The 23808-nt window shown below is 34.3% G+C and carries 18 protein-coding genes and 1 tRNA gene; 9 read left to right on the top strand and 10 right to left on the bottom strand.

Features of this window, described 5'->3' with window-relative positions; all coding sequences use genetic code 11:
* Positions 1-37: 37 nt before the first annotated feature.
* Complete coding sequence (locus Q0543_RS06880; protein WP_299250703.1) at positions 38-2089, bottom strand: GAF domain-containing SpoIIE family protein phosphatase; 2052 nt, start codon at positions 2087-2089, stop codon at positions 38-40.
* A gap of 20 nt (positions 2090-2109) precedes the next feature.
* Positions 2110-3582 carry an IMP dehydrogenase gene (gene guaB / locus Q0543_RS06875; RefSeq protein WP_299250701.1) on the bottom strand — a complete coding sequence of 491 codons (1473 nt, stop codon included), beginning with the start codon at positions 3580-3582 and terminating at the stop codon, positions 2110-2112.
* Positions 3583-3738: 156 nt separating this feature from the next.
* Here guaB and Q0543_RS06870 point away from each other — a divergent pair, with 156 nt between their 5' ends.
* The 4 genes from Q0543_RS06870 (at position 3739) to Q0543_RS06855 (ending at position 8965) form a co-directional block, all read left to right on the top strand.
* Positions 3739-4161: an Rrf2 family transcriptional regulator gene (locus tag Q0543_RS06870; protein ID WP_299250699.1), complete on the top strand. Its 423-nt coding sequence runs from the start codon at positions 3739-3741 to the stop codon at positions 4159-4161.
* 151 nt (positions 4162-4312) lie between these two features.
* Positions 4313-6931 (top strand): TonB-dependent receptor, encoded by a 2619-nt coding sequence (locus tag Q0543_RS06865; protein WP_299250697.1) that lies wholly within the window; start codon positions 4313-4315, stop codon positions 6929-6931.
* A 224-nt stretch (positions 6932-7155) separates the two neighbouring features.
* Positions 7156-7914 (top strand): DUF2490 domain-containing protein, encoded by a 759-nt coding sequence (locus Q0543_RS06860; RefSeq protein WP_299250695.1) that lies wholly within the window; start codon positions 7156-7158, stop codon positions 7912-7914.
* Position 7915: 1 nt separating this feature from the next.
* Positions 7916-8965 (top strand): sulfite exporter TauE/SafE family protein, encoded by a 1050-nt coding sequence (locus tag Q0543_RS06855; protein ID WP_299250693.1) that lies wholly within the window; start codon positions 7916-7918, stop codon positions 8963-8965.
* Between the two features lie 25 nt (positions 8966-8990).
* Here Q0543_RS06855 and Q0543_RS06850 read toward each other — a convergent pair whose 3' ends face one another.
* Positions 8991-10085, bottom strand: a complete 1095-nt coding sequence (locus tag Q0543_RS06850) for a glycosyltransferase (protein ID WP_299250691.1) — start codon at positions 10083-10085, stop codon at positions 8991-8993.
* 46 nt (positions 10086-10131) lie between these two features.
* Positions 10132-11004, bottom strand: coding sequence for a peptide chain release factor N(5)-glutamine methyltransferase (gene prmC / locus Q0543_RS06845; protein ID WP_299250689.1), 873 nt, complete (start codon positions 11002-11004; stop codon positions 10132-10134).
* Between the two features lie 69 nt (positions 11005-11073).
* On the opposite strand from prmC, the gene ribD reads away from it, so the two are divergent.
* Genes ribD through Q0543_RS06830 form a run of 3 tightly spaced genes read left to right on the top strand, consistent with a single transcriptional unit; the run spans position 11074 to position 13604 of the window.
* On the top strand, positions 11074-12132 hold the full coding sequence (ribD, locus tag Q0543_RS06840) for a bifunctional diaminohydroxyphosphoribosylaminopyrimidine deaminase/5-amino-6-(5-phosphoribosylamino)uracil reductase RibD (protein WP_299250687.1): 1059 nt from the start codon (positions 11074-11076) through the stop codon (positions 12130-12132).
* The gene (locus Q0543_RS06835; protein WP_299250685.1) at positions 12110-12769 is read left to right on the top strand and encodes a DUF2461 domain-containing protein; all 660 of its coding nucleotides are present in this window, start codon (positions 12110-12112) and stop codon (positions 12767-12769) included. The genes ribD and Q0543_RS06835 overlap by 23 nt, the downstream gene beginning before the upstream one ends.
* A gap of 7 nt (positions 12770-12776) precedes the next feature.
* Positions 12777-13604: a nucleoside-diphosphate sugar epimerase gene (locus Q0543_RS06830; protein ID WP_299250683.1), complete on the top strand. Its 828-nt coding sequence runs from the start codon at positions 12777-12779 to the stop codon at positions 13602-13604.
* Here Q0543_RS06830 and Q0543_RS06825 read toward each other — a convergent pair.
* The gene (locus tag Q0543_RS06825; RefSeq protein ID WP_299250681.1) at positions 13601-13798 is read right to left on the bottom strand and encodes a hypothetical protein; all 198 of its coding nucleotides are present in this window, start codon (positions 13796-13798) and stop codon (positions 13601-13603) included. The two genes, Q0543_RS06830 and Q0543_RS06825, sit on opposite strands and share 4 nt — an antisense overlap.
* A 116-nt stretch (positions 13799-13914) precedes the next feature.
* Here Q0543_RS06825 and ilvA point away from each other — a divergent pair, with 116 nt between their 5' ends.
* Positions 13915-15168, top strand: a complete 1254-nt coding sequence (ilvA, locus tag Q0543_RS06820) for a threonine ammonia-lyase IlvA (protein WP_299250679.1) — start codon at positions 13915-13917, stop codon at positions 15166-15168.
* A gap of 39 nt (positions 15169-15207) precedes the next feature.
* Here the strand turns inward: ilvA and Q0543_RS06815 are convergent, their stop codons facing one another.
* Positions 15208-17754: an AsmA-like C-terminal region-containing protein gene (locus Q0543_RS06815; protein ID WP_299250677.1), complete on the bottom strand. Its 2547-nt coding sequence runs from the start codon at positions 17752-17754 to the stop codon at positions 15208-15210.
* Between the two features lie 100 nt (positions 17755-17854).
* On the opposite strand from Q0543_RS06815, the gene Q0543_RS06810 reads away from it, so the two are divergent.
* Positions 17855-17932, top strand: a tRNA-Val gene (locus Q0543_RS06810).
* A 771-nt stretch (positions 17933-18703) separates the two neighbouring features.
* Here the strand turns inward: Q0543_RS06810 and Q0543_RS06805 are convergent.
* Genes Q0543_RS06805 through Q0543_RS06790 form a run of 4 tightly spaced genes read right to left on the bottom strand, consistent with a single transcriptional unit; the run spans position 18704 to position 23482 of the window.
* The gene (locus Q0543_RS06805) at positions 18704-20290 is read right to left on the bottom strand and encodes a DHA2 family efflux MFS transporter permease subunit (protein ID WP_299250675.1); all 1587 of its coding nucleotides are present in this window, start codon (positions 20288-20290) and stop codon (positions 18704-18706) included.
* Between the two features lie 52 nt (positions 20291-20342).
* Positions 20343-21494, bottom strand: a complete 1152-nt coding sequence (locus Q0543_RS06800; protein ID WP_299250673.1) for an HlyD family secretion protein — start codon at positions 21492-21494, stop codon at positions 20343-20345.
* A 34-nt stretch (positions 21495-21528) separates the two neighbouring features.
* Complete coding sequence (locus Q0543_RS06795) at positions 21529-22860, bottom strand: TolC family protein (RefSeq protein WP_299250671.1); 1332 nt, start codon at positions 22858-22860, stop codon at positions 21529-21531.
* Positions 22844-23482 (bottom strand): TetR/AcrR family transcriptional regulator, encoded by a 639-nt coding sequence (locus tag Q0543_RS06790; RefSeq protein WP_299250669.1) that lies wholly within the window; start codon positions 23480-23482, stop codon positions 22844-22846. Before Q0543_RS06790 ends, Q0543_RS06795 begins: the two co-directional genes overlap by 17 nt.
* Positions 23483-23808: the final 326 nt, after the last annotated feature.

Raw genomic sequence — 23808 nt, 5'->3', positions numbered from 1 at the left:
GAATTAGGTATGTATAATGTATTAAAAATTTTTATAATTAACTAAATTTTAAAATAAGAAGGGTACAATCATCTTCAAATTGGGTACTTCCACTAAAATGTTGCACATTTTCAATGATTGTGTCCACAAGCTGTTTGGGAGTAGAGGTTGCATTTTCAACTCCCAATTGTTTTAACCGTTCATACCCGTACTCATCTCTGGAAGCATTATGCGCCTCAACTAAACCGTCTGTATATAAAATAAGAATGTCTCCTGACTTATACGACAAATCGTATTTATGTATATGCTTTTTATAGGTACCATTTCTGCTTAAACCTAAACCTAACCCTTTACCGTCTAAGAAAGACGCACTATGATCCTTGCTATCGATAAGTATGGCTGGACAGTGACCAGCTCGCGCATATTCAATTGTTTGATTTTCGGTATTTATTACGAATAAACTCAGGGTGATAAAATTCTTTTTTTCAAGGCAGCGACCAATAGCATTATTGGCATGATTCATAAAATCGTCTACTGGCAAATCAAGTGTTACTAGACTTTGAAAGACACCTTTCATTTGAGCCATATTGAACGCAGCACTTGTACCATGACCTGAAACGTCACCAATTGCGATTGCAAATCGTGTAGGAGATAACTCATACGAATCGTAGTAATCACCACCAACTTCTTTGGCTCCTTTTGAATATACACTCAATTCAATTGAGATATTTAAAAACATGGATGTAGGCAACAAACTTCGCTGAACATCTTTTGCAATTTTCAACTCTTCTTGATACCGTTCTGTTTGAATAGCATCAGACATAAGTCTGAAGTTTTTTATGGAAATAGATGCTTGACTAACAAAAGTAAAAATGATATCAACCATTTCTTTATCAAAACCATCGTGCAGATTTTTTAACAGAACGAGGGTTCCCAGCAGTTGATTATTTGACATCAATGGGATTAATAAAAAAGATTTAAACCCAAGGTGTTTTATTTTATCTGTGTGTTGGTAAGCAACGATATCTTTTATGTATTGAGGTTCTGAAGTAATGTTGATTTGATTTTTACGCAATGCTTTTTTAATTTCAAAAACATCGTATTCATCAATCCCTTTATTTTTAAATGCTTTTAGTCCACCGTTATTATCCCTTATTTCCAACCAAGCAGCATCTGCCATAACGGTAGTCATGCTGCTTGTAACAAGCATGTCGTACATATCTTCTTCTTTTTCTCCAACTTGAAGTGATTGGTGCAATTTTTGAAAAAGCATAACTTCTCCAAATTTCTGTTCAAACACAGAAGACGTTGGTAGATTAAATAACAGTACAAGTAATGATACAATACAATTCAACAACATAAACCCGAAAATAGCTTGTATAAAAACGTTTTCAGCCAGATCTATTAATAGATTGCTTGTAATGTGATGTTCATAGATACGCTCTAAAAAAGAAAGAATGATGATTACAATAAGACTTAACAACAGGATACTTCTCCATTTTTGTTTGTAACTCAAAAACGCCACCCATTTTAAATTGAACGCAGATATCAAACCCAAGATTGTTAATGGCGATGAAAACGCTAAGAAAACAGGGTCGGATATATCAAATGAAAAGAAATTACTGATTACACTTAGCAATGTTAAGTATTCAAATATATGCCATACAATATTGGTACGATTTGATTTTTGATACAAGATCATTTTTTTCCATACATAGAAACCATTGGCAAGGAAAATAGTGATAATGCCAATATTTACGTGATAGAGAATATTGGAAACAAGCGGATCACTTAAGAAAATGGTATTCTGACTAAATAGACCAAAAGATTTAATGATTAAGGAAATAAAGACTGTAATTGCACCTGTAATAAAAACTTGCCATAATAAATCATTAAAATGGCCGGTACGCTTCGTTCCAATATCTACTTTAAAACCTAGAAATGTAAATAAGAAAAATGTACTTAAAAGGATATTCAATATAATATCCGAAAAAAATAATGGTATGAAGGATTGTGAGAATTCAATAACAGCAATATCGTCAGCTAGTATTAATAACCAGCTGACGATTGCTAAAAGAAAATAACTATTTCTGAGATTTTTTGAATTCACGATCTATATTTATAGCACGATTATCTACTACTGTAATTAGGTGCTTCGCGCGTAATTTGAACGTCATGTGGATGACTTTCTTTTACTCCTGCAGCCGTGATTTTTACAAATTTTGCTTTTTTCATGGCATCTATATTTTTAGCACCACAATAGCCCATGCCGGCTTTTAAACCACCTATAAGTTGATAAACAACTTCATAAGCTTTGCCTTTATAAGCGATTCTTCCAACAATACCTTCAGGTACTAATTTTTTACTATCCTCTTCCGCATCTTGAAAATAACGATCTTTAGATCCGTCTTCCATGGCTTCTAAAGAGCCCATACCTCTGTATGTTTTATATTTTCTGCCTTCGTAAATAATTACTTCGCCTGGCGCTTCTTCAGTACCTGCAACAAGCGAACCGATCATTATGGTACTGGCACCTGCAGCGATGGCTTTACATACATCTCCAGAAAAACGAATCCCACCATCTGCAATCACTGGGATTTTATATTTTTGAAGTGCTTTTGCACATTCATAAACAGCATACAATTGCGGTACGCCTACACCTGCTATAATTCGAGTGGTGCATATAGAGCCAGGACCAATGCCAACCTTAACGGCGTCTGCACCCGCTTCCGCTAATGCTTTTGCAGCGTCACCTGTTGCTACGTTTCCTGCAATCAATTGCAATGTTTTAAATTTCTTTTTAATGTTGCGAACAGCGTCAATAACATTCTTAGAATGTCCGTGCGCTGTATCAATACTTATAACGTCTACGCCAGCCTTTACAAGTGCTTCGATCCGCTCCATCACATCTGCTGTTGCGCCAACTGCAGCGCCAACACGCAAGCGACCAAACTCATCTTTACATGCCATCGGACGATCTTTCTTTTTAAGAATATCGCGATACGTAATAAGTCCTTTTAACTTCCCTTGTTTGTCAATAACAGGTAGTTTCTCAATTTTATATTTTTGAAGAATTTCTTCGGCTTTTGTCAAATCAATCCCTTCAGGCGCAGTTATTAAATTAACTGCGGTCATAATTTTAGAGATAGGCTTATTTACATTTTTTTGGAATCGCAAATCACGATTGGTTAGTATACCAACTAATTTCTTATTTTTATCTAAAACGGGTATACCTCCAATTTTAAAATCCTTCATGATTTTGAGTGCATCTTTTAGAAGCGCATCATCTTGAAGCACAATTGGGTCCATGATTAGAGCGCTTTCAGAACGCTTTACTTTTCGTACTTGCTCTGCTTGCTTTTCAATAGACATGTTTTTATGAATAAAGCCTAAGCCTCCTTCATGCGCCATAGCAATAGCCATTTCATATTCCGTAACGGTATCCATTGCTGCAGATACGAGAGGAATATTTAACTTAATAGTTTTGGTAAGATATGTAGAAGTGTCCGTATCGCGAGGGAGAACCTCAGAATAGGCTGGGATTAATAGGACGTCGTCGTAGGTTAACGCTTCGCCTGCAAATTTAGATGAATCAGATAGCATCGCAAATAATTTATATTCGGTTACTTATTTGCAGGTCAAAATTACGTAATTTTCCGCTATTTAGAAAGTATTATTTTGGATTATTTCAATCTTTTTGGTTCGAAAATTATAAATGGCTATACTTGAATATAAATAAAAGGACATTTCAATACATATATGTTATCCAAAAAAGCGAAATACGCTCTAAAAGCCTTGCTTTATTTATCTAAAAATAATTTAAAGGGAGTTACACTTATTGCTGAGATTTCCGAAAACGAAGGGATTCCTAAAAAATTTTTAGAGCAGATACTATTGGAACTCAAAAAACAGGGTATACTTCAGAGTAAAAGAGGAAAAGAAGGAGGGTATTTTCTTGGGAAAGCTCCCTCTGAAATAATTATTGGCCATGTTGTTCGAATTATTGATGGTCCTTTAGCTCCAATTCCATGTGTCAGTAAAATGGCATATAGGCGATGTGACGAGTGCGTAGATGAGAAAACCTGTGAAATACGAAATTTATTTTTGCTAGTTCGCGATGCAACCATAGAAATTTTGGATAATACAACATTAAGTCAGCTCGAACAGAAAAATATTTTGTAATAAATATTTTGACCTTAATTTTATTCTGACTTATTTTGTCTATCAAATCGGTAGAGATAGTATGAAATATAGAATTTAATCATGAAAATTCAAAATATTTAAAAAAATTAGTCTACTATATATATAGAGTTAATATTAAATGATATTAAAAATGAAACAAACAATTAATTATTATTTACAATTATCCAATAAGATTGGTTATGTAACAGGTTTAAGTAAATACATTTCTGTGATTTTATTTGTGCAAATTCAGATTAGTAGCTTTGCACAGACAGAATCATATACTATTGAGGGTAAAGTCCTAGATACAACATCAAATGAATCAATAATTGGTGCTATTGTAAATAGAGAAGATGGACTTATAGGTACTCAAACTGATGTAGATGGGAGTTTTTCATTAATTTATACTGGACCATTACCCGTTAAATTTCTAGTGAATTACATGGGTTATAAGGAACAAACATTTGTCGTAGACAAAGACAATGTGGGTGGGCTATTCACAATTAACTTAAATGCAGATACTGAAAGTGCTGTAGTTGTAATTTCTTCAAGACGGAGAGATGAAACAATGCAAGATGTTCCAATACCAGTTTCGGTTATTGGAGGAACAAAAGTTGAAGAAGCAGGTGCTTTTAATGTAAATAGAATTAAAGAATTAGTGCCTTCTGTACAATTGTATTCTTCTAATCCTAGAAATACAGGTCTCAATATTAGGGGTTTAGGATCTCCATTTGGCTTGACAAACGATGGACTTGATCCCGGTGTTGGTTATTATGTGGATGGGGTATATTATGCACGTCCCGCAGCTACAACGTTGGATTTTATTGATGTAGAGCGTATTGAAGTTTTAAGAGGTCCACAAGGAACGTTATTTGGAAAGAACACTACAGCGGGAGCATTTAATGTAATTTCTAAAGCACCTAGTTTTAAATCTGGAGGAGTTTTTGAAACAAGTTTTGGTAATTTTGGATATATACAATCAAAATTATCTGTCACTGGACCTTTGAGTAAAAAGCTTGCAGCAAGAGTGTCATTTTCGGGAACTCAACGTGATGGATTGATTTACAATCAAGCTACAGATCAAAAAGTGAATGATATTAATAATTTAGGTTTTAGAACACAACTACTTTATAATGCATCTTCGAGAGTTAAAATTACATTTATTGCAGATGCTACTCGTCAACGTCCCAATGGGTATGCCCAAGTTGCTGCTGGTGTTGTTCCTACCCAACGGTCAGATTATCGCCAATTCAATTCAATTGCAACGGATTTAAATTACAAACTCCCAACGTTGAACGCCTTTGATAGAAGGATAGATCAAAATACGAATACACGTTCAAACAATGACCTTGGAGGTGTTTCATTAAATGTAGACACTAAAATTGGAAAGGGAACTTTAACTTCAACAACTGCTTGGCGTTATTGGAATTGGGACCCATCTAACGATCGAGATTTTACAGGATTAAATGCTATATCCTTATCTCAAAATCCTTCAAAACAGCAACAACTATCACAAGAAGTTAGATATGCAGGAACTCTTTCCAATCGATTGAGTGGTGTGGTTGGTTTATTTGCAATGGGACAAACTGTTAAAACTACTGGAACAGAAGAGTCTGGCTCAGATCAATGGAGATTTTCTAGAACAAGTGCAAGTCAAACAGGTATGACATCTGCTTTATTAAACGGATATGGAGCGAATACAAATTCAACATTGAATTCATTTACGGGAGCTGTATTTGGACAGGTAGATTGGTCTATCATTCCCAATCGCTTGCATGTATTGCCTGGCTTGCGATATAATTATGATTATAAATACGCAGATTATGATAGAACAACGTTTGGCGGCTTGCAAACAACAGATCCTGCACTTCTAGCATTAAAAAAATCAGTGTATTCAAATCAATCTTTCACAACGAAAGCAACCAATAATAACTTGTCGGGAAACTTGACGGTTTCATATAGAGTTCATAACAGCATAAATACCTATGTAACCTATTCGAATGCGTACAAACCAGTAGGTGTAAATGTTGGGGGATTACCAACGGATAAAAACGGAAATGCAGACTTGAGTTTGGCTATTGTTAAACCAGAATATACGAACCAATTTGAATTCGGTGTCAAAACAACTCCAGCAAAAAACGCTGTATTGAATTTCGCCTTGTTTGATACGGAAGTGAAAAATTATCAAGCGAATGTTCAGTCACCGGAACTTGGAGTGAATAGAGGATATTTAGCAAATGCAGAAAAAGTTCGCGTACGTGGTTTTGAAGTAGATGGTAATATTAAAGTCAATAAATATTTGTCATTTAATGGAGCGCTTTCATATACTGAAGGTATATACCAGAAATTTACGAATGCTCCTTTACCATTGGAAGAGACTGGTTCTAAGGTGTCTTATAAAGATATATCAGGAAGTACTCTGCCAGGAATTTCTAAATGGGCAAGTTCAATCGGTGCAGAGATTGCATTGCCAGGTAAATTAATAACGAATGAAGGTAAATATTTCTTTGCAGTAGATAATTTTAACCGCTCAAAGTTTTCATCTAGTCCTTCTCCATCTCAATACTTAAATATCAATGGCTATTCATTATTCAATGCTCGTTTAGGATTTCGTGCAACAAAAGGTTTGACTGTTTTTGTTTGGTCAAGAAATGTATTTAATAAAAACTATTACGAACAATTATTGCCTGCAAGTGGTAATAATGGATTATACGCAGGTGTATTGGGTGATCAAAGAACGTTTGGAACAACATTTAGATATGTATTTTAACCAATCAGAACAGCTTAAAATAAATATTAAAATAGATTAGTCTCATCAATTTTAGATTATTTATTCGCTGTTAGATTTATGAAAACAATCTATTTTAATTCGAAAACATAATTAATGAAAATATAGTTTGTGATTCTTTATAAGTAGATATACATTTGTCCATTAAATCGGTAGAGATTAAACTTTACTCTCTACCGATTAATTACTTGTAATAAGTTTTGGACATGTATAAAAAAATATTGCTTTTAATGGCAATTATTGTTTCTGTAGATTCATTTGCGCAATCAAAGAATATCTATCACGATAATTTTATTTGGACGCAATATGTTATTAAGGGACAATTTGCAAAAAAATGGAGTGCATCGCTCGATATTGGCTATCGTTCACATAATTATGCGGATAAAGTTGCTCAATATTACGTTCGTCCATTTATAACCTATCAAATCTCATCCAAAGTTAATGTACTTGCAGGATATGCATATTTCGAATCAAGCCAATACTTAAATGGATATCAAAACTTTATGCGTCCAGAAAACAGGTTGGTGCAACGATTGACAGTAACACAAAATGTTGGTCGTGTAGAAATTAAACACCGATACAGAATTGAAGAGCGTTTTATTCGGAATGCTAAAAAAGATGTATTGGTTAATGGATCAGCATTTTCCGTTCGTTTAGCCTATCAAATTTATGCCGCATTGCCACTTAATAATACCAAAATAAAAGAGAAGACAGTTTTCCTTTTTGCATTTAATGAGTTGTTTGTTTCTTTCGGGAAAAATATTTTCAATAACTTTGATCAAAATAGGCTGGCAGGTGGAGTAGGTTATCAATTTACAAAAGGGTTAAGTGCGAATATGTATTATCAAAATATTTATGGACAGCAATCCTCAAGTTCAAAAATATATGCTTACAACACATTTGGTGTGACAATAAACCAAACAATAGATTTTACAAAAAAAGAAGATACTTCAGCAAAGAATTAATATGGAAGAAAATAATAAAATCAATCAGCTAGAAGACGAATTGGCAGACCCTAATTTGCAAGAAGAACTAATACAAGAAATAAATAAAGACAATGAACGAAATCCTATTTATAAATTCCTTGCACTAGGATTGGGGCTATTGCTAATAATTGCATTTGGAATAACTTGGCTATTGAATAGTGCATCTCAAGAAACCTACGAAGGCGTAACTTCTTTTTTGGGCACTATTTTCAATAAAGATTTAATTGGTTATTTGTTTGTTGGTTTACTCGCTCAAATGGTAGACGGGGCATTAGGCATGGCATACGGAGCAACTGCTACATCTTTCCTCGTTAGTATTGGTGTAACCACTATGAATGCAAGTGCAAGTATTCACATTGCAGAAGTATTTACTACAGGCGCATCTGGCTTGTCGCATTTAAAATTTGGAAATGTTAATAAGAAACTGTTCCGAAACTTATTGGTACCAGGCATTATCGGTGCAGTTCTCGGTGCTTTGGTATTGTCGTTTCTAGAAAAGGGGACTTTCTTTTCTGAAGACGATGTTAAAAAGTATATCAGACCTGTTACGATGATCTATACCATGATATTAGGGATTATCGTTTTGCGGAAAGCCTTAGCTAAAACACAACCAAAAAACAAAATTACAAAAGTTACACCACTCGCACTGTTGGGTGGATTTATGGATAGTATTGGTGGCGGTGGCTGGGGGCCAATAGTTACATCTACGTTAATCAGTAGTGGACGTGCAATAAATTACACAATTGGCTCTGTAAATCTTGCAGAATTTTTTGTAGCGCTTGCAAGTTCATTAACCTTTATTGTTTTTGCAGGCTTAGATCCAGGTTTGTGGCAAGTGATTATAGGGCTTATTATTGGGGGGGTATTTGCAGCTCCATTTGCTGCCTTGTTAGTTAATAAAGTAAAGAAAAAGCCCTTAATGATTTTTGTTGGGTGTTTTATTATTTTCTTAAGTATCAATACACTTCTAAAATTGGCATTCAGTATTGATATTTTCAAATCGTTTGCAACATTCATTATGGGTAAATAACGAATCCTTTCAGGCTGTATTTAAATTAAGAAGTACAGTCTGAAATAATTTTTTCATAAAAATTATTTAACGCTACTATATACAGATCCTTTTTATAATTAAGCGCCATTAATTTACAGTCTTTAACCGTTTTATTTATTGTTTCTGGATTCAAATAAAATGCTTCTATTTTTTGTGCTAAATCAGTTGGATTTCTTGCATTAAAATAGATCGCTTTATTATTAGTAATTTCTTTTAATGTGGGGATGTCTGAAATAAGTAAAGGCAACTCTGCCGCCATCGCTTCTGCAACGCTAATGCCAAATCCTTCAATAATTGCGCAGGATACAAATAAATCATGTTCGTTCAACAGTTCGGAGATGTCTTCTTTACTTCCCAGGAATGTAACAGGAAGGTTGTGTTTATTTACATATGCTTGTAACATGTGTATGTCGATACCATTTCCGCAAATATTGGCATGTATGGGTATGTGTTGCAAAAGCCTGAGTGCCTCTAAAAAAACAATGTGATTTTTTTCTGTTTTTAAATTACCAACAGAAATAATGTTTAGCTTTCTTTGAAAGTTAGAGAGGCGATTACTCCTTTCTTCAAAAAAAACATCTTCGATATAGTTATACATTACATCACTATTCTTGATTTTTACATCAAAATCATTTGCCGCCTGTTGTGTTTTTGAAACGTGTAAAATTTTAAAATTATTTTTTTGTGAATAACGATCCACAACCTTCATAAGTTGTTTTGAAATGCGTGCCTTAAATCTCGGATATTTAATTCTATAATATACACTATGATATGTTTGTATAACTTGTATGTTTTTTATTTTCGCAAAGCGAATATATAAACTAGAAAAATATAAATGGGTGTGTATTATGTTGGGTTTTATTGTAGCAATACACTCATTTATTTTTTTTAAAATTCTAAACGTGTCAAATGGGCCAGTAAAGTTTAAACATGTAACTTCAACAACACCTGGAACAGAATTCATTATGGGTGTTTTTGTAGGAAATAAATAAATAATATGGTGTTCAAAATTGTTCAATTCAGGAATTGAGCCAACCAGTAGAATCTCAGCACCTCCTTTGGTGAACGTATCTATTATGTGTAGAATTTTTGGCTTCAATGTGTTGTCATTTATAAATTAAAATACGTCTGGCAATAAATTAAGTTCATAACGCTTCTATTTTTTGTGCTTTGAAAAATCGATCTTTTCCAAAAGAATCTTTTATTATTACTCCATTTAAAAAGCCATATTTTTTGGCTAGTTCGAGCATTTCCAGACCTTTTTGTTCATTTATCTCAGCATAAATTATACCTGCTTCATTAAGCGATTTTTCTGCAAAACATAAAAGCGCATCATAATAAACCAATGCATTTGTGTCGGGGACAAATAGGGCTAGGTGTGGCTCAAAGTCAAGTACATTCATTCTCATAGATTCCTTTTCAGATTCTAGAACGTAGGGAGGGTTGCTAACAATTATATCAAAGGTTTCAGATGCAAGTGGGGTGGCAGATAAAAAATCGCATTCTATAAATGTTACAGATGCTAGTTGGTTTTTATTGTTGTTTCGCGCCATTTCTAAAGCAGAAATGCTAATATCTATGCCTATAACTTTTGATTGCGCGATGTGCTTTGATAATGAAATTGCAATACACCCACTACCTGTTCCGATATCTATTATTGACGGAGCAATATGCACATTCTCGTTAATAATCATTTGGACCAGCTCTTCTGTTTCTGGACGTGGAATTAGAGTGTTTGAGTTAAGGGAATAAAAGGTATCATAAAAAAAAGCTTTTCCTACTACATATTGAACAGGTGTATATTGGTTTAGCTTGTTTAATGCGGATTCAAACATTTCCTGTTGGCTTTTATCCCAAGCAATCTGTTTGTTCAACATAATATCTATTTTACGAAGTTGAAAAAGATCTTCTAACAGAATCATTATAACACTTTCTTTTTCGGGACTTTCATAAACATTTAAGTCTCTTTTAGCGTGTTCAAATAGGTATTTAGCTGATATTTCTTTTAATTGATCCAATTGTGAATAAGTTGTATGAACCTGTAAATGGGTGTAATCGTTATACTAAAGATCAAAGATACATTAATTATGGATTCTGACGAAAGATATATGAGACGGGTGTTGGACTTAGCTATGCTAGGCTCTGGAAACGTAAGTTCAAACCCAATGGTTGGTTGCGTAATTGTAAAAAATGGTCAAATTATTGGAGAGGGGTATCACGAGCGTTTCGGTCATCCCCATGCTGAAGTTGATGCTATTCAATCTGTTGTAGATAAGTCTGAATTAGAAGGTGCAACCCTCTATGTAAATTTAGAGCCATGCTCTCATTACGGGAAAACGCCACCATGCTCGAATTTAATCGTGGAGCATAAAATTGCGCGTGTTGTATTTGCCAACATCGATCCAAATCCATTAGTAGCGGGTGCTGGCTTTGAGTACTTAATGACAAATGGCATTGAAGTTATACAAGGCGTTTTAGAAGAAGAGGGGAGAGCATTGAACTGCCGTTTCTTCACTTTTATGGAAAAGAAGCGACCCTATATTATTTTAAAATGGGCCGAAACTGCAGATGGTTATCTGGCTAAAGAAAATTTTGATTCGAAATGGATTAGCAATGAAGTGTCACGCAAATTAGTTCATAAGTGGCGTTCAGAAGAAGATGTTGTATTGATTGGCACGAACACCGCCTTGTATGATAATCCAAGATTGAATGTACGCGACTGGACAGGCAGGAATCCTGTGCGCGCATTTATTGATAAGCAGTTGCAGGTACCTCTTGGTGCACACTTATTAGACGGATCTCAAGAGACTATTTGTTATAATTATGTTGAGCAAGATGTACGGAATTTAGTTGAGTACGTCAAAGTAGATCCCATGGACAATATGGTGGACGTTATTATTGAAGATATGTACGTGCGTAAACATTTATCTATACTTATTGAAGGCGGTTCAAAATTGTTACATTCATTTATTGAGAAAGGAATGTGGGATGAGATACGAATATTTAGGTCTCAAAATGAATTTGGATCTGGTATTGAATCACCCGTTATTCGCGCAAAGGCATTTAGCCATGAAATGATTCTAGACGATGAATTGATTGTTTATAAAAATAAATCAAAAGAATATGCATCTGAGCTTAACGCTTAATTTCTTAAAAAAGTTAGCAAAAAATAACAATAAGGAATGGTTTGATAAAAATCGTTCTACCTATGAAGAGGTTAAGTTAGAAGTGAAAGTATTGGTAAAAGAAGTTGTTCAAGCTATTGGGCAGTTTGATCCATCAATATCAAATCTTGAGCCGAAGGATTGCATGTTTCGGATAAACAGAGACGTGCGGTTTTCTAAAAATAAAAGTCCATATAAAACAAATATGGGTTTTATGATTGCACCAGGGGGTAAGAAGTCATTAAAGTCTTGTTATTATGTACACATCGAACCTGGTAATTGTTTCCTTGCTGGAGGGATACACATGCCTATGCCCGAACAATTAAAGTTGATACGTCAAGAAATAGATTATAATGGCGACGCTTTGAAAACCATTTTTAAAAGCAAGTCGTTTAAAAAATATTTTTTAGATTTTGATCAAGACATGAAATTGGTGCGTTTGCCTAAGGATTACGTAGAACCGCATACATATTCAGATTGGTTGAAACTTAAAAGTTATACTGTAACCATGCCATTTGAAGAAACCGTCTTAACGGATTCAAAAACAATAGAAAAAATTAGCAAACCCTTTAAAGAGATGTATGCATTGAATCAATTTTTAAATGCCGCATTAGATTAAAATACACATGAGTACTATTTCCATTATAGGCTGTGGTTGGTTGGGCTTCCCACTAGCAAAGCGACTGATCCAAGAAGGCCATTCCATAAAGGGTTCTACTACACGTTCCGAACGTTTTTTGGAATTTGAGAATGCAGGTATTAAGCCATTTTTATTGAAAGCTAAAAATGGTACATGGGAGGGCACAGATATATCAAACTTATTGCAGTGTGATATATTAATCATATCTATACCACCGGGCACGCGCAAGAACCCCGACAGTTTGCATGCTGTGGAAATCGAATCGCTCATGCTATTGATACAAAAAGAAATGTACCCCATTAAAAAAATTATTTTTACGAGTACCACATCTGTTTACAAAAGCACAAATTCTATAGTAGATGAAGATTCAGTAAAACACGAAGACGATGCTGGAAATAAAATAGTGTATCAGGCAGAACGACATATTTTATCGAGCGAAATTCCTGAGAGGCTTGTTCTACGATTGGGTGGACTTACAGGATATGAGCGCATTTTGGCGCGCTTCTTTGCAGGTAAAGAGGAATTGGCTGGTGGAAATGAACCTGTAAATCTGGTGCATAGAGATGATGTTATTTCTTCTATTGTGTTTTTGTTGAATGCTAAAAAAGTAAGCGGAACCATTAATGTATGTTCACCTATACATCCAACTAAAAGGGATTTTTATACATTTTTATGTGCAAAGTTTGAATTAATGCCTCCTCGATTTCCAGAAAAACTTGATGGCGAATGGAAGCAGATTTCATCGGACAAACTTACACAATTAGGATATAAATGGATTTTTGAAAACCCATTAGACTTTACATATTCCTCTTAATGGTGATGGTGATCGTCGTGTTTTGATAAATAGGGATTTAAAACCAAGCCCAATACAAATACAGCTACCCAAGTAGGGTATAGGTATACATAATGTTCAACAGTTTTGCCCATTACCCATAAAATACCTTGTGCGACAATGGTGAAAATAATGCCTACCAGTGCGATTACTTGAAAAGAGTTCATGTTTTTCATATACCTAAGTTAGATATAATATTTGGTTTTTTTGTTAGTTGCTCTCATAGAATGTATTTTTGTACGGATTATTAATGGAATTAATCGTTAATAATTGAATTTGAAAGAGAACTTATATGAATCCTAAGGTACAAATTGAAGATATTGTAGAGGCTGCAAAGCGCTTGAAAGGGGTTGTAACACATACACCATTAAATAAAAATGAACACCTCTCTCAAGAATTTGGGTGCAATTTGTGGTTGAAGCGCGAAGATTTACAATTAGTACGTTCATATAAACTTAGAGGCGCTTATAATTTTATGTGTAGCCAAAAAAGGGAAGATGTTGAAAAAGGTATTGTGTGCGCAAGTGCAGGTAATCATGCACAGGGCGTTGCCTATTCCTGTAAAGCTTTAAAAATAAAAGGGCATATATTTATGCCAAGCACTACCCCTAAGCAAAAAGTTTCTCAGGTTAATTTTTTCGGAAAAGAATATGTGGAAGTAGTGCTTGTGGGTGATACATTTGATGATTCCTATAAAGAAGCAATGAAGTATTGTACAGACAATGGTTTGTTGTTTGTACATCCGTTTGATGACCCCAAGATTATTGCCGGACAAGGTACTGTTGGCTTGGAAATAATGGAAGATATTTCAGTACCAATAGATTATATTTTTGTGCCAATCGGCGGCGGCGGTTTAGCTGCAGGTTTGTGTACGTATGTAAAAACGTTTAGTCCAAATACAAAAATTATTGGTGTTGAGCCATTGGGAGCACCGTCAATGAAGCGGGCTTTAGAAGCGGGCAAAGTTGTTGTGTTAGATGAAATTGACAAGTTTGTGGATGGTGCTGCAGTGAAACGTGTAGGTGAACTGAACTTTCAAATTTGTTCCGAGTATTTAGATGATGTACAACTTGTGCCAGAAGGTAAAGCGTGCAGTACGATTATAAAATTATACAATGAAGAGGCTATTGTTGCTGAGCCAGCAGGAGCATTAAGTATAAGTGTGCTGGATTATTACAAAGACGAAATCAAAGGTAAAAATGTAGTGTGCATTGTAAGCGGAAGTAATAATGATATTGATCGCATGCAAGAAATTAAGGAGCGATCGTTGTTATACGAAGGGTTGAAACATTATTTTATCATTCGCTTTAAACAACGCTCTGGTGCCTTACGCGAATTTTTGGATGAAGTACTGGGGCCTAATGATGATATAACGTATTTCGAATATACAAAAAAGACGAATAGAGAAAATGGTCCCGCAATGGTTGGCGTTGAAGTAAAATCGAAAGAAGACTTTAATCTATTGATTGAACGGATGGAATACAAAAATGTAGATTACACCTTGGTGAATTCAGATTCAAACTTATTTAGTTTTCTAATTATGTAATTTGGATAGATAGGGTTGTAATATAAGTTATAACCCTATCTACTCGAAATCAAAATATTCTTCTTCTTGTGTTTTTCTTAATTGTTCTTCTTCAAAATCCTTCTTCTTAAAGAGTGATTTTAATTCATTTTTTTCTTTTTGAAGATCAGATTTAATTTTTTCTGCAACTTTTTTCTTGTCGTATGTAATTTTAAAGTCGCTTGTTGTCCCCTGCACAATTAGAAATAATTTCATCTCTCCTTTAGGATCTTGACGTAAGGCCCCAAATGCTGCGTCTGAATCTATTTTATTTTTCTTCAAATTTGCAATCGGATAAGCAACATGGTATAAAATTTTCCCGTCAAAGCTATGCGTTCCCGAGAAGCTAATTTTGCCAGCTGTTGAGTTTATTGTCATGTCTGGAATTTGAATCACTTCATTGTAAATAGAGAAATGATTATTTATTTCAGAAAATTTAATATTATCCAAATCGTCAGTTTCTAAAAAACGAGAAATGCGTTTCATAGTTTCGAAGTTATTCAATTCTCCATTCACAATACTAACATCGGCATCGCATACTATGGAGCTTGGAAGAATGTTTAAGTGATTATCTAATTGCAATATTAAGCTTAGGTCCGTTGATATTTTCCCTTTTAGATTCTTGTTTGTTATGTAGGTTTGTGAAAAGTTTTCGAACACATAAAATACACTGTCAATGTCCATTGATTTTATTTTTGAATCTGTATTTATTTCTATTGACTTCTCGTTTAGTATTTTTAAACTCGTCCTACCCGTACATGTTCCATTGCAAAAATTTAAATTTGTATTTGTAAAATTCAAATACGGATATACCCAATCGATTTTGGTAGAAATATTCCGTGCATGTAAGCGTTGGTAATTCATGCTTGCCGCTTTTAGATTTAAGTCTAATTTATAATCTTTTAGTGCTGGCATGATGAAATCTTGATTAGAAGATTTTTTTGTGCGCGTATCAGACATTAGGATATCTTCCAAGAAAATGTTGCCCATTGCTAAATCTGCTTGTACATAAACGGATTGATTGGGGAGGATTAATTTCCCTATCAAATTTCTAAATATACCTGTAAGCACTACATCATTTTTGCCTACCTTAAGATGCATGTTATCTATGGATATATCATTTTTTGTAAAGATGCAATATGCTTCGTCGATTGAAATAATGTGAGGGTATGATTTGATTTTTGTGATGACGTTGCGAAAAGATAAGTCTCCAGTGGTTTGAATATGTTCGTATCCTTTTTTTGATTTTAAATCTTCTGTTCTTCCTTTAAACTCTACATCAAAACCTATTTCACCTGAGGCCTGCTCAAAAATATGATTGGGAATTACTTTTAAAATTTTATCAAGTACTAAACTCCCTTTTAGGTGCAAGTCTACATAAGGAGAGCTGAAATCTGTAATGGAGCAGAATCCTTCAATGTTTTTTCCGTCTATTTCTAATTTTATATTCGACAGTTTTACACTCGATGTTGATAAGTCACGTTTGGACCCATTTGTATACGTCCCAACTAAAAAAGCATTCTTAATCTGCTGTTTGTATTTGGGGTGAAAAAAAGAAGCATTTTCAAACCCAAAATTCACCAATATGGCTGGGCTTTCTGTGTCATAGGTGCTGCCTTTAATGGTGCCATTAAAATGGATATTTCCACTGCTTTGGTACTCTTGTATGACTTTAGAATATGCACTGGGTAGAATGGATGTAAATGTGCTTAAATTGCTTTTCTCAGCTTTGAATGAAAAATCTATATATGACTTATTCAAGTCATAGAAGCCGTTTAATAAATAATTAGACTCATTTATTTTTACAGAAGAAGGTTTGATGGTTAGTATTTCGGCGTCTGTTTGATACGTGATGGTTGATTTAATTAAGACATCTTTATTTGGCAAGAAAGAATTTTCATTTATTAATATTTCATCCGTCAATATATTGCTTTCAAGTTCAATGGAAAGTAAATTGTTTGCCATTGAAAGAGATGCGTCCGTTTGGTTAAAATAACCTCCATAAAAGTGATTGGTTAATTTATAATCGTAAATGAATTCTATTTTTTTAAATTGAATGTATGATATAGCAAAATCTGTTTGCTCTTTGTTCGCAGTAGTATCTTTTTTGAAAATCATAAAATTATGACTTCCATCAAAATCCGTTCTTAAATGGATAAAGCCATTTTCTAGATATAATTTATCTATTTGATAATCGCCTTTCCACATTTCGAATAAATCGAACGTTATAAGTACGCGCTCTAGTGAAGCAAAAACAGTTGGTTTTATGCTGTTGGGTTCGTAGATTTTTACTTCCTGAAACCCAACGGATAGCTCTGGAAACTTTTCAAATAAGCTTATATCGATTTTTTTAGAAATGTCGACTTTGGTAATAAGATGTTTGTTTATTTGCATGGATGCCATGTAAATAAGGTCATCTTTATAGAAAAAGAGTATAGCCGAAGCCAAACCAAAAAGCGCAAGTAAAGATAAAGCGCTATAAATAAGTACTTTTTTGAATATTTTCAGAGTGGTATTAGGGCTTAAATATTTGTATGTGAAGCACGTAAATTCTATTGATAAATGCAACGTAGAAATTTTACGAATATTTTATGAAAATGTTTTGCAATTAAAATAAAAACTCGTATGTTTGTGCTCCCAAACAACAAGAGATTGTTGGAGCGGAAAAGGGAGATTAGCTCAGCTGGTTCAGAGCACCTGCCTTACAAGCAGGGGGTCACTGGTTCGAACCCAGTATCTCCCACCAATGGAAAGCCTTACAGAAATGTAAGGCTTTTTTTATTAATAAGGTTTTATATTGCATTGAGATTCGGTTTTATATTTTTATTATTTAACATGTTTCTTTTTTATATTCATCAAAACGAGATGCTTATTATACAGGACATATAGCGGATCAATTATTTAAGAGCATCTTCGCAAACATAATTCAAATCATAAGGTCTTTTTAGGTGGGATAGGAGATTAGGTCATCTGTTATACTCTAATTTTTTACAACGAAAAAATTGGAGTATAAGTGAGAACGGGAAGTAAAAGCATGGAAAAGCAGGATACGAATTATTAAACGGATTGAAAGGATTGATTCTTTAAAGTGGTTGCGTGTATTCTGTATTTCAAACGGGAGTGTCACCGGTTCGAACCCTGTATCTCCCACAAATCAAAAACCTTACAGAAATGCAAGGCTTTTGATTATAAGGTTTTCTTACTCTTCAAAATTCACGACAATTGCATATTTTGACCTTCGACATGTCGAAGGTTGTAATAATAAACAGATTAAGAATGATCTATTTATTTTGTTTGAAAAGAAAAATAGTACGGAATGGTAAATTTTGCAGGTGATTGACCTAAAAGAAACAATTATGACGAATGAATATAGAGCTGAAATTTAATTGGATTTGGTGTAAAAAAGGTCAAAGATCTTGAAAATATGTTCCCTAATAATAGGCTGCAAGAAAACATAAAAGGTCACTTTTGCAAATTACAGAAGTGACCTTTTTGTCGTTACAAAATAAATGATCAATTAATGTGCGCTTGAGGTGTCAACATGTGAATTGCCTTTGTTGTTGCGCAGTAAAATTAAAACAAAGGGAACGCAAATTAGAAACATCAAACCTAAGTAAAGAAAGGCATCCATATACGAAAGTATAACTGCTTGTTTGGAAATTCCCATATCAAGTAGCTTATAACTTTTTGCTAATGCAATTTCTGGAGAAAATCCTTGGCCGATAAAAGCATGTTGCATTTGGTTGATTCGTTCCATGGATGTGCCATCTGTTGCGGTAAGGTGAGATGCAATATCTGAACGGTGTAATGCGGTTTTTCTGGTGATAAGAGTGTTGATAATGGCAATACCAAAGGAGCCACCTAATTGTCTCATAAGTCCCGTAAATGCCGCGCCCTGACCAATCTCTTGTCCTTGTAGTTTGGATAAGGCCAGATTTGTAATTGGAATAAATAGCAAGGCCAATCCAACACCTCGCACAATTAACATCCAAAAGAAATCGGTATTCGCAGTATCGGGAGATATAATTCTATATCCCCAAAAACTAAATATAAAAAACAAGAACATACCCAGTGCAACTAAATATTGAGGCGCCGTTCCCTTTTTTAACAAAGCCCCCATTACAGGCATCATAAGTCCTGTTGCGATAGATGCCGGCAACATTAGCATGCCTGCTTGTAAGGCAGTCCATCCTAATATAGACTGAGTATATAACGGAACAATGAAGGTGGAACCATATAGTCCAAAGCCCAATACAAAAGACAATATAGTTCCAATTTTTAAATTGAAGTCTTTTAATACTTTAAAAGATACGATCGGATTTTTATAGACACTTTCTCTCCATATAAAAAAGAAGAACCCAAACACAGCCAACACCGAACATATTAAAATGCTGTTGCTGCTAAACCAATCTTCTTCTTGACCTTTTTCAAGCACATATTGTAAGGAGCCAATACCGACGGATAAAAGAATGATGCCCCACCAATCTACGTTTCGTATGGGCGTTTTTTCAGCATACTTAGGGCTACGCACAAACTGTAAGGTTAAGATAGTAGCAACAATACCAATTGGAATATTGATATAGAAAATATACGGCCATGAATAATTGTCTACAAGGTATCCTCCGAGTGGAGGGCCTAGGGTTGGACCAACAATAATACCTAAACCATAAATGGCTTGAGCCATACCTCTATCTGCGGCAGGAAAGCTTTCAGTTATGATGGTTTGAGATGTTACCAATAGTGCTCCACCACCAATACCTTGTAATAAACGAAACAATATCAATTCATTAATTGATGTCGCATTGCCACATAAAAATGAGCAAACTGTAAATAAAATAATGGATGCTGCAAAGTAATTTCTTCTCCCAAATTGAGCCGAGAGCCAACTTGTCATAGGCATTACAATAACATTTCCGATGGCGTAGGCAGTTATTACCCAGCTGACTTCAGCAATAGTGCAGCCTAAGTTACCACCCATTTCATTGATGGCAACATTGACGATTGTTGTATCAATAACTTCAAGCAGTGCACACAATATAGCAGTTAACGTAATAATTATTCTACGTGGACCATACTCAACTAAGGATTCTAGTTCTAAAGGCATGACGATTTATTTAATGTTTTAAATCTTTCTTAAAAGAACTTATTGAGGTAATTTATTTAAAATGTACTTCTGCAATAACATTCATACCTGGGCGTAATTGGTTCACTAATGGGTCGTTTTTGTCTGTAAACTCAATTCGAATAGGAATGCGTTGTACAACTTTAACAAAATTGCCACTTGCATTATCAGGAGGGAGCAATGCAAAACGAGAACCAGTAGCGGGAGAGAAGGATGCTACCTTTGCGTGAAATTCATGATGTGGAAAAGCATCTACTTCAATTGTAGCAGATTGTCCAATCTTCATTTTTTCCAACTGGGTTTCTTTAAAGTTTGCTGTAATCCATGTGTCATTATTTAATACGATTGTACAGATTTGTTGTCCTGCTTGAACCAATTGTCCTGGCTCTAAATTTACAGAAGAAATTTGACCGGATGCTTGAGCAATAATAAATGTATAGGATAAGTTTAATAGAGCACTTTGCAAATCTGCTTCACGTTGTTTAATAACAGAAGACGCTACTTTGACTTGTTGTCCTGTTGCGGAAGATTGAGAAAAAACTGCTTCTGATTGACTTTCTGCAGATTTTTTTTGATCTACCAAAACCTTTAATTGAAGTTCTGCAGATTGTTTTTCTGCTAAAGCTTGTTCGTATTGTTGCTCTGTGATGGAATGGTCTTTTGCTAAGTCATCGTAGCGGGCATAATCTTTTTGGGCTCTCCATAAACGAACTTTTGCTGCTTCGATATTTGATTCTGCTGTTGTGATATTTGATTTAGAAAAAGTACTGTTTGCAATTGCTGCAGATGTATTTGCCGTTGCAACCGTTAGTGTACTTTTTGCATTTTCTAATGCTGCTTGTGCTTGCATTACTTTAATTTCCATTTCTCTATTATCTAGAATTAATAAAGTATCTCCTTTTTTTACATATTGATTATCTTTGATTCGGACTTCAGATACATATCCTGCTATTCTAGGGATAACAGGGCTTATATTTCCATTGATTTGCGCATCTTCTGTTTCTTCGTTGTTTAGTGCGTGCATATATTTTGATATACCATAATAACCGCCAACAGCAACTAAAATAATTAGTAATGTAGTAAATATTTTATTTTTCTTTTTATTTTCAGGTTGTGCAGTTGTGTCCATTGGTGCAGGCTTTTGTTGTGTAGTATTATTTTGACTTAGTTCAGTAGTGTTTGCCATAATAAATTATACGCTATAGTGTTTTTTAAATAAATTAGTTAGAAGTGGTAGCAGTATCAGATAAGGTTCCCGTTAGTTGCTTTAATTTGTTATAAGCGACTGTTGCATCTGCTTTTGAATTTGTATAGTTTAATTCTGCTTGTAAATGTTGTACATCGGCATCTAATAGCTCTGTAGTTGTAACCAAATTATTCCGGTATTTGTTTTTAGTGATTTTATTATTTTCATCTGCTAATTCTAAGGCCTTGGCATACACATTGATTTTTTCTTTGCTTACAATGTATCTTTCGAATGCTTGAGTGATTTCCAGTTTGATTTGATCATTAAGAATACTCTCTCTTAATTTAATATCTGTCAGCGCTATTTTTGCGGAATTTACTTTTGCTCCAGTTTTCCAAATAGAGGAAATGTTATAGCTCAATCCAATTCCACCATTCCATGCGTTTGTGATGGTTATAAAACTTGGTACATAGGCTGCAAAATAGCCGCCAGTAAGTTTTAACGAAGGATAGTAATCGGCTTTAGCCATTCGGATACCTGCAAGCGCAGACTTTTCTCTGTATTGAAGTGCTGCAATCTCGTTTCTACTAGTGAATGCTTGTTGTTCGTACGTTTCATACGTGCGGTTGTCTTCAGTTAAGCTAAAGGAGTTGCTGTCGATTTCTATCCGAGTATTTTCCTCCAATCCTAACATTAAATTCATGTTTAGATTTGCTAACTTCCAATTACTTTCCGCATCCAGTAGCGCAAGTTCAATATTGGATTCTTGTAATTGTATGCGTAATAAATCATTTCGCGCTACAATGCCTTTTGATTCTAAGTTTTGAAAATCAATTGTACGTAGTGCCGCTTGTTTTAAATTCTCTTTAATAACAGTGACATTCGATTTGGCTTTATATAGATTGCTATACGCTTCAATTGTGTTTTGTATGATTGCATCTTTATCTACTTCTACATCTAGCTTTACTGCCTGCTCAAGATATTTTGCAGATTCAATTCCGTTTTTTATTTTGAATCCGCTAAAAAGAGGTAGTGATGCCGTTGCCATCGTGAAGCCCGCCTGGTGAATATTGGGGGGTGTGGTATTTTCAACCAGTGGTCCTGAAAGTTTTGGTTTTGTGATGAGTAAGTATGATCCTGAAATACCCGCATCAGGTAAGCGATTGTTTGTAGCTTCTTTTACAGAAGTTTTTGCACTTTCCATTTTCGAAAGTGTCAATTTTAATTGTTTGTTATTTTGAATGCATAAATTAATAGCATCCTGTAACGATAAGAATTTATTTTCCTGCGCAATGGAAATGTTGGATTGTGAAATTATAACTATAAGCGCTATCCGTATGATGGTTTTTTTAAGCGATAGATTCATCTTTATTTTTTTTTATTGCTTTAATAAATATTTCAGCTATGATATTGATGCGAGTTTCGATTTCTTCGAAGTCACTTTTCTCTAATACATAAGAGTTTCTATTTTTAATTGTGAGTGTTCTTAATCCTTGTGCACTTGAAATGTATGCATCGGCCATAGTTTTGGTATTCATATTATTAAACTCTTTTTTTTTGATACCTTCTTGAAAGATCGATTCTATGAGTTCCGTTTCAGCCTTCATAAATACTTCCATTAGGTTACCTAACAATGGTTTTACATGATCCATTGTCATTTTAAGCTGCGTGAGGTTTACAAATACTTTCCTTAAATACGTGTGCCTATGTTTGGTATAATTGAAGAATTTATCTTCAGCAGTCTTCTCTTCTTGTATTAATTGGCGCATTTCATTTAAAAAAAAATCTTGCTCGCGTTTTACGACTGCTCTAAAAAGGGTGTCTTTATCTGCAAAATAATAATAGAGGGATGCCTTGGATAAACCAATATCAGACGCGATTTCTGTCATGGTTGTTTTGCTAAGCCCATAATATGCAAAACGCTTTTGAGCAGCATCAATTATAAGCGTGAGCTTGCAGTTTTCTGCATTGGTGTCATTTTCGACCATTTGACTATTCGAATATTATAGTCAAATATATTAATAAAAGTATTTTCTATTGTATTTGATGTACTTTTTATTTTACAATAATTTTTATTGGTCTGATTATTATATATTTATATTTTTTATTGTAAAACGAATCTTAAAAAGCGAAAAGCGAGAGTGTTGTATTTATATAGTGGAGTATAAGTATTAACTCAAAAAAACAACCTATTGTATTGTTTTTTTGAGTTAATTAATGTTCGTATTTTTGATATATATTCCAAACATTGGATTTAGGTCTTAGATTCAATTAATAAACGCAACGGCTAGCCGTTGCGTTTATCGCGGTCAGG

The sequence above is a fragment of the uncultured Cytophaga sp. genome, from assembly GCF_937863595.1.
Taxonomy (GTDB): Bacteria; Bacteroidota; Bacteroidia; order Cytophagales; family Cytophagaceae; genus Cytophaga.
Note: the sequence above shows the minus strand (reverse complement) of the source record. Positions and strands in the feature narration are given on the sequence as shown.

Coding starts and splice junctions, on each gene's coding strand:
- guaB (WP_299250701.1), bottom strand. CDS start 3,582: ATGCTATCTGATTCATCTAAATTTGCAGGCGAAGCGTTAACCTACGAC.
- Q0543_RS06870 (WP_299250699.1), top strand. CDS start 3,739: ATGTTATCCAAAAAAGCGAAATACGCTCTAAAAGCCTTGCTTTATTTA.
- Q0543_RS06865 (WP_299250697.1), top strand. CDS start 4,313: ATGAAACAAACAATTAATTATTATTTACAATTATCCAATAAGATTGGT.
- Q0543_RS06860 (WP_299250695.1), top strand. CDS start 7,156: ATGTATAAAAAAATATTGCTTTTAATGGCAATTATTGTTTCTGTAGAT.
- Q0543_RS06855 (WP_299250693.1), top strand. CDS start 7,916: ATGGAAGAAAATAATAAAATCAATCAGCTAGAAGACGAATTGGCAGAC.
- ribD (WP_299250687.1), top strand. CDS start 11,074: ATGGATTCTGACGAAAGATATATGAGACGGGTGTTGGACTTAGCTATG.
- Q0543_RS06835 (WP_299250685.1), top strand. CDS start 12,110: ATGCATCTGAGCTTAACGCTTAATTTCTTAAAAAAGTTAGCAAAAAAT.
- Q0543_RS06830 (WP_299250683.1), top strand. CDS start 12,777: ATGAGTACTATTTCCATTATAGGCTGTGGTTGGTTGGGCTTCCCACTA.
- Q0543_RS06825 (WP_299250681.1), bottom strand. CDS start 13,798: ATGAAAAACATGAACTCTTTTCAAGTAATCGCACTGGTAGGCATTATT.
- ilvA (WP_299250679.1), top strand. CDS start 13,915: ATGAATCCTAAGGTACAAATTGAAGATATTGTAGAGGCTGCAAAGCGC.
- Q0543_RS06805 (WP_299250675.1), bottom strand. CDS start 20,290: ATGCCTTTAGAACTAGAATCCTTAGTTGAGTATGGTCCACGTAGAATA.
- Q0543_RS06800 (WP_299250673.1), bottom strand. CDS start 21,494: ATGGCAAACACTACTGAACTAAGTCAAAATAATACTACACAACAAAAG.
- Q0543_RS06795 (WP_299250671.1), bottom strand. CDS start 22,860: ATGAATCTATCGCTTAAAAAAACCATCATACGGATAGCGCTTATAGTT.
- Q0543_RS06790 (WP_299250669.1), bottom strand. CDS start 23,482: ATGGTCGAAAATGACACCAATGCAGAAAACTGCAAGCTCACGCTTATA.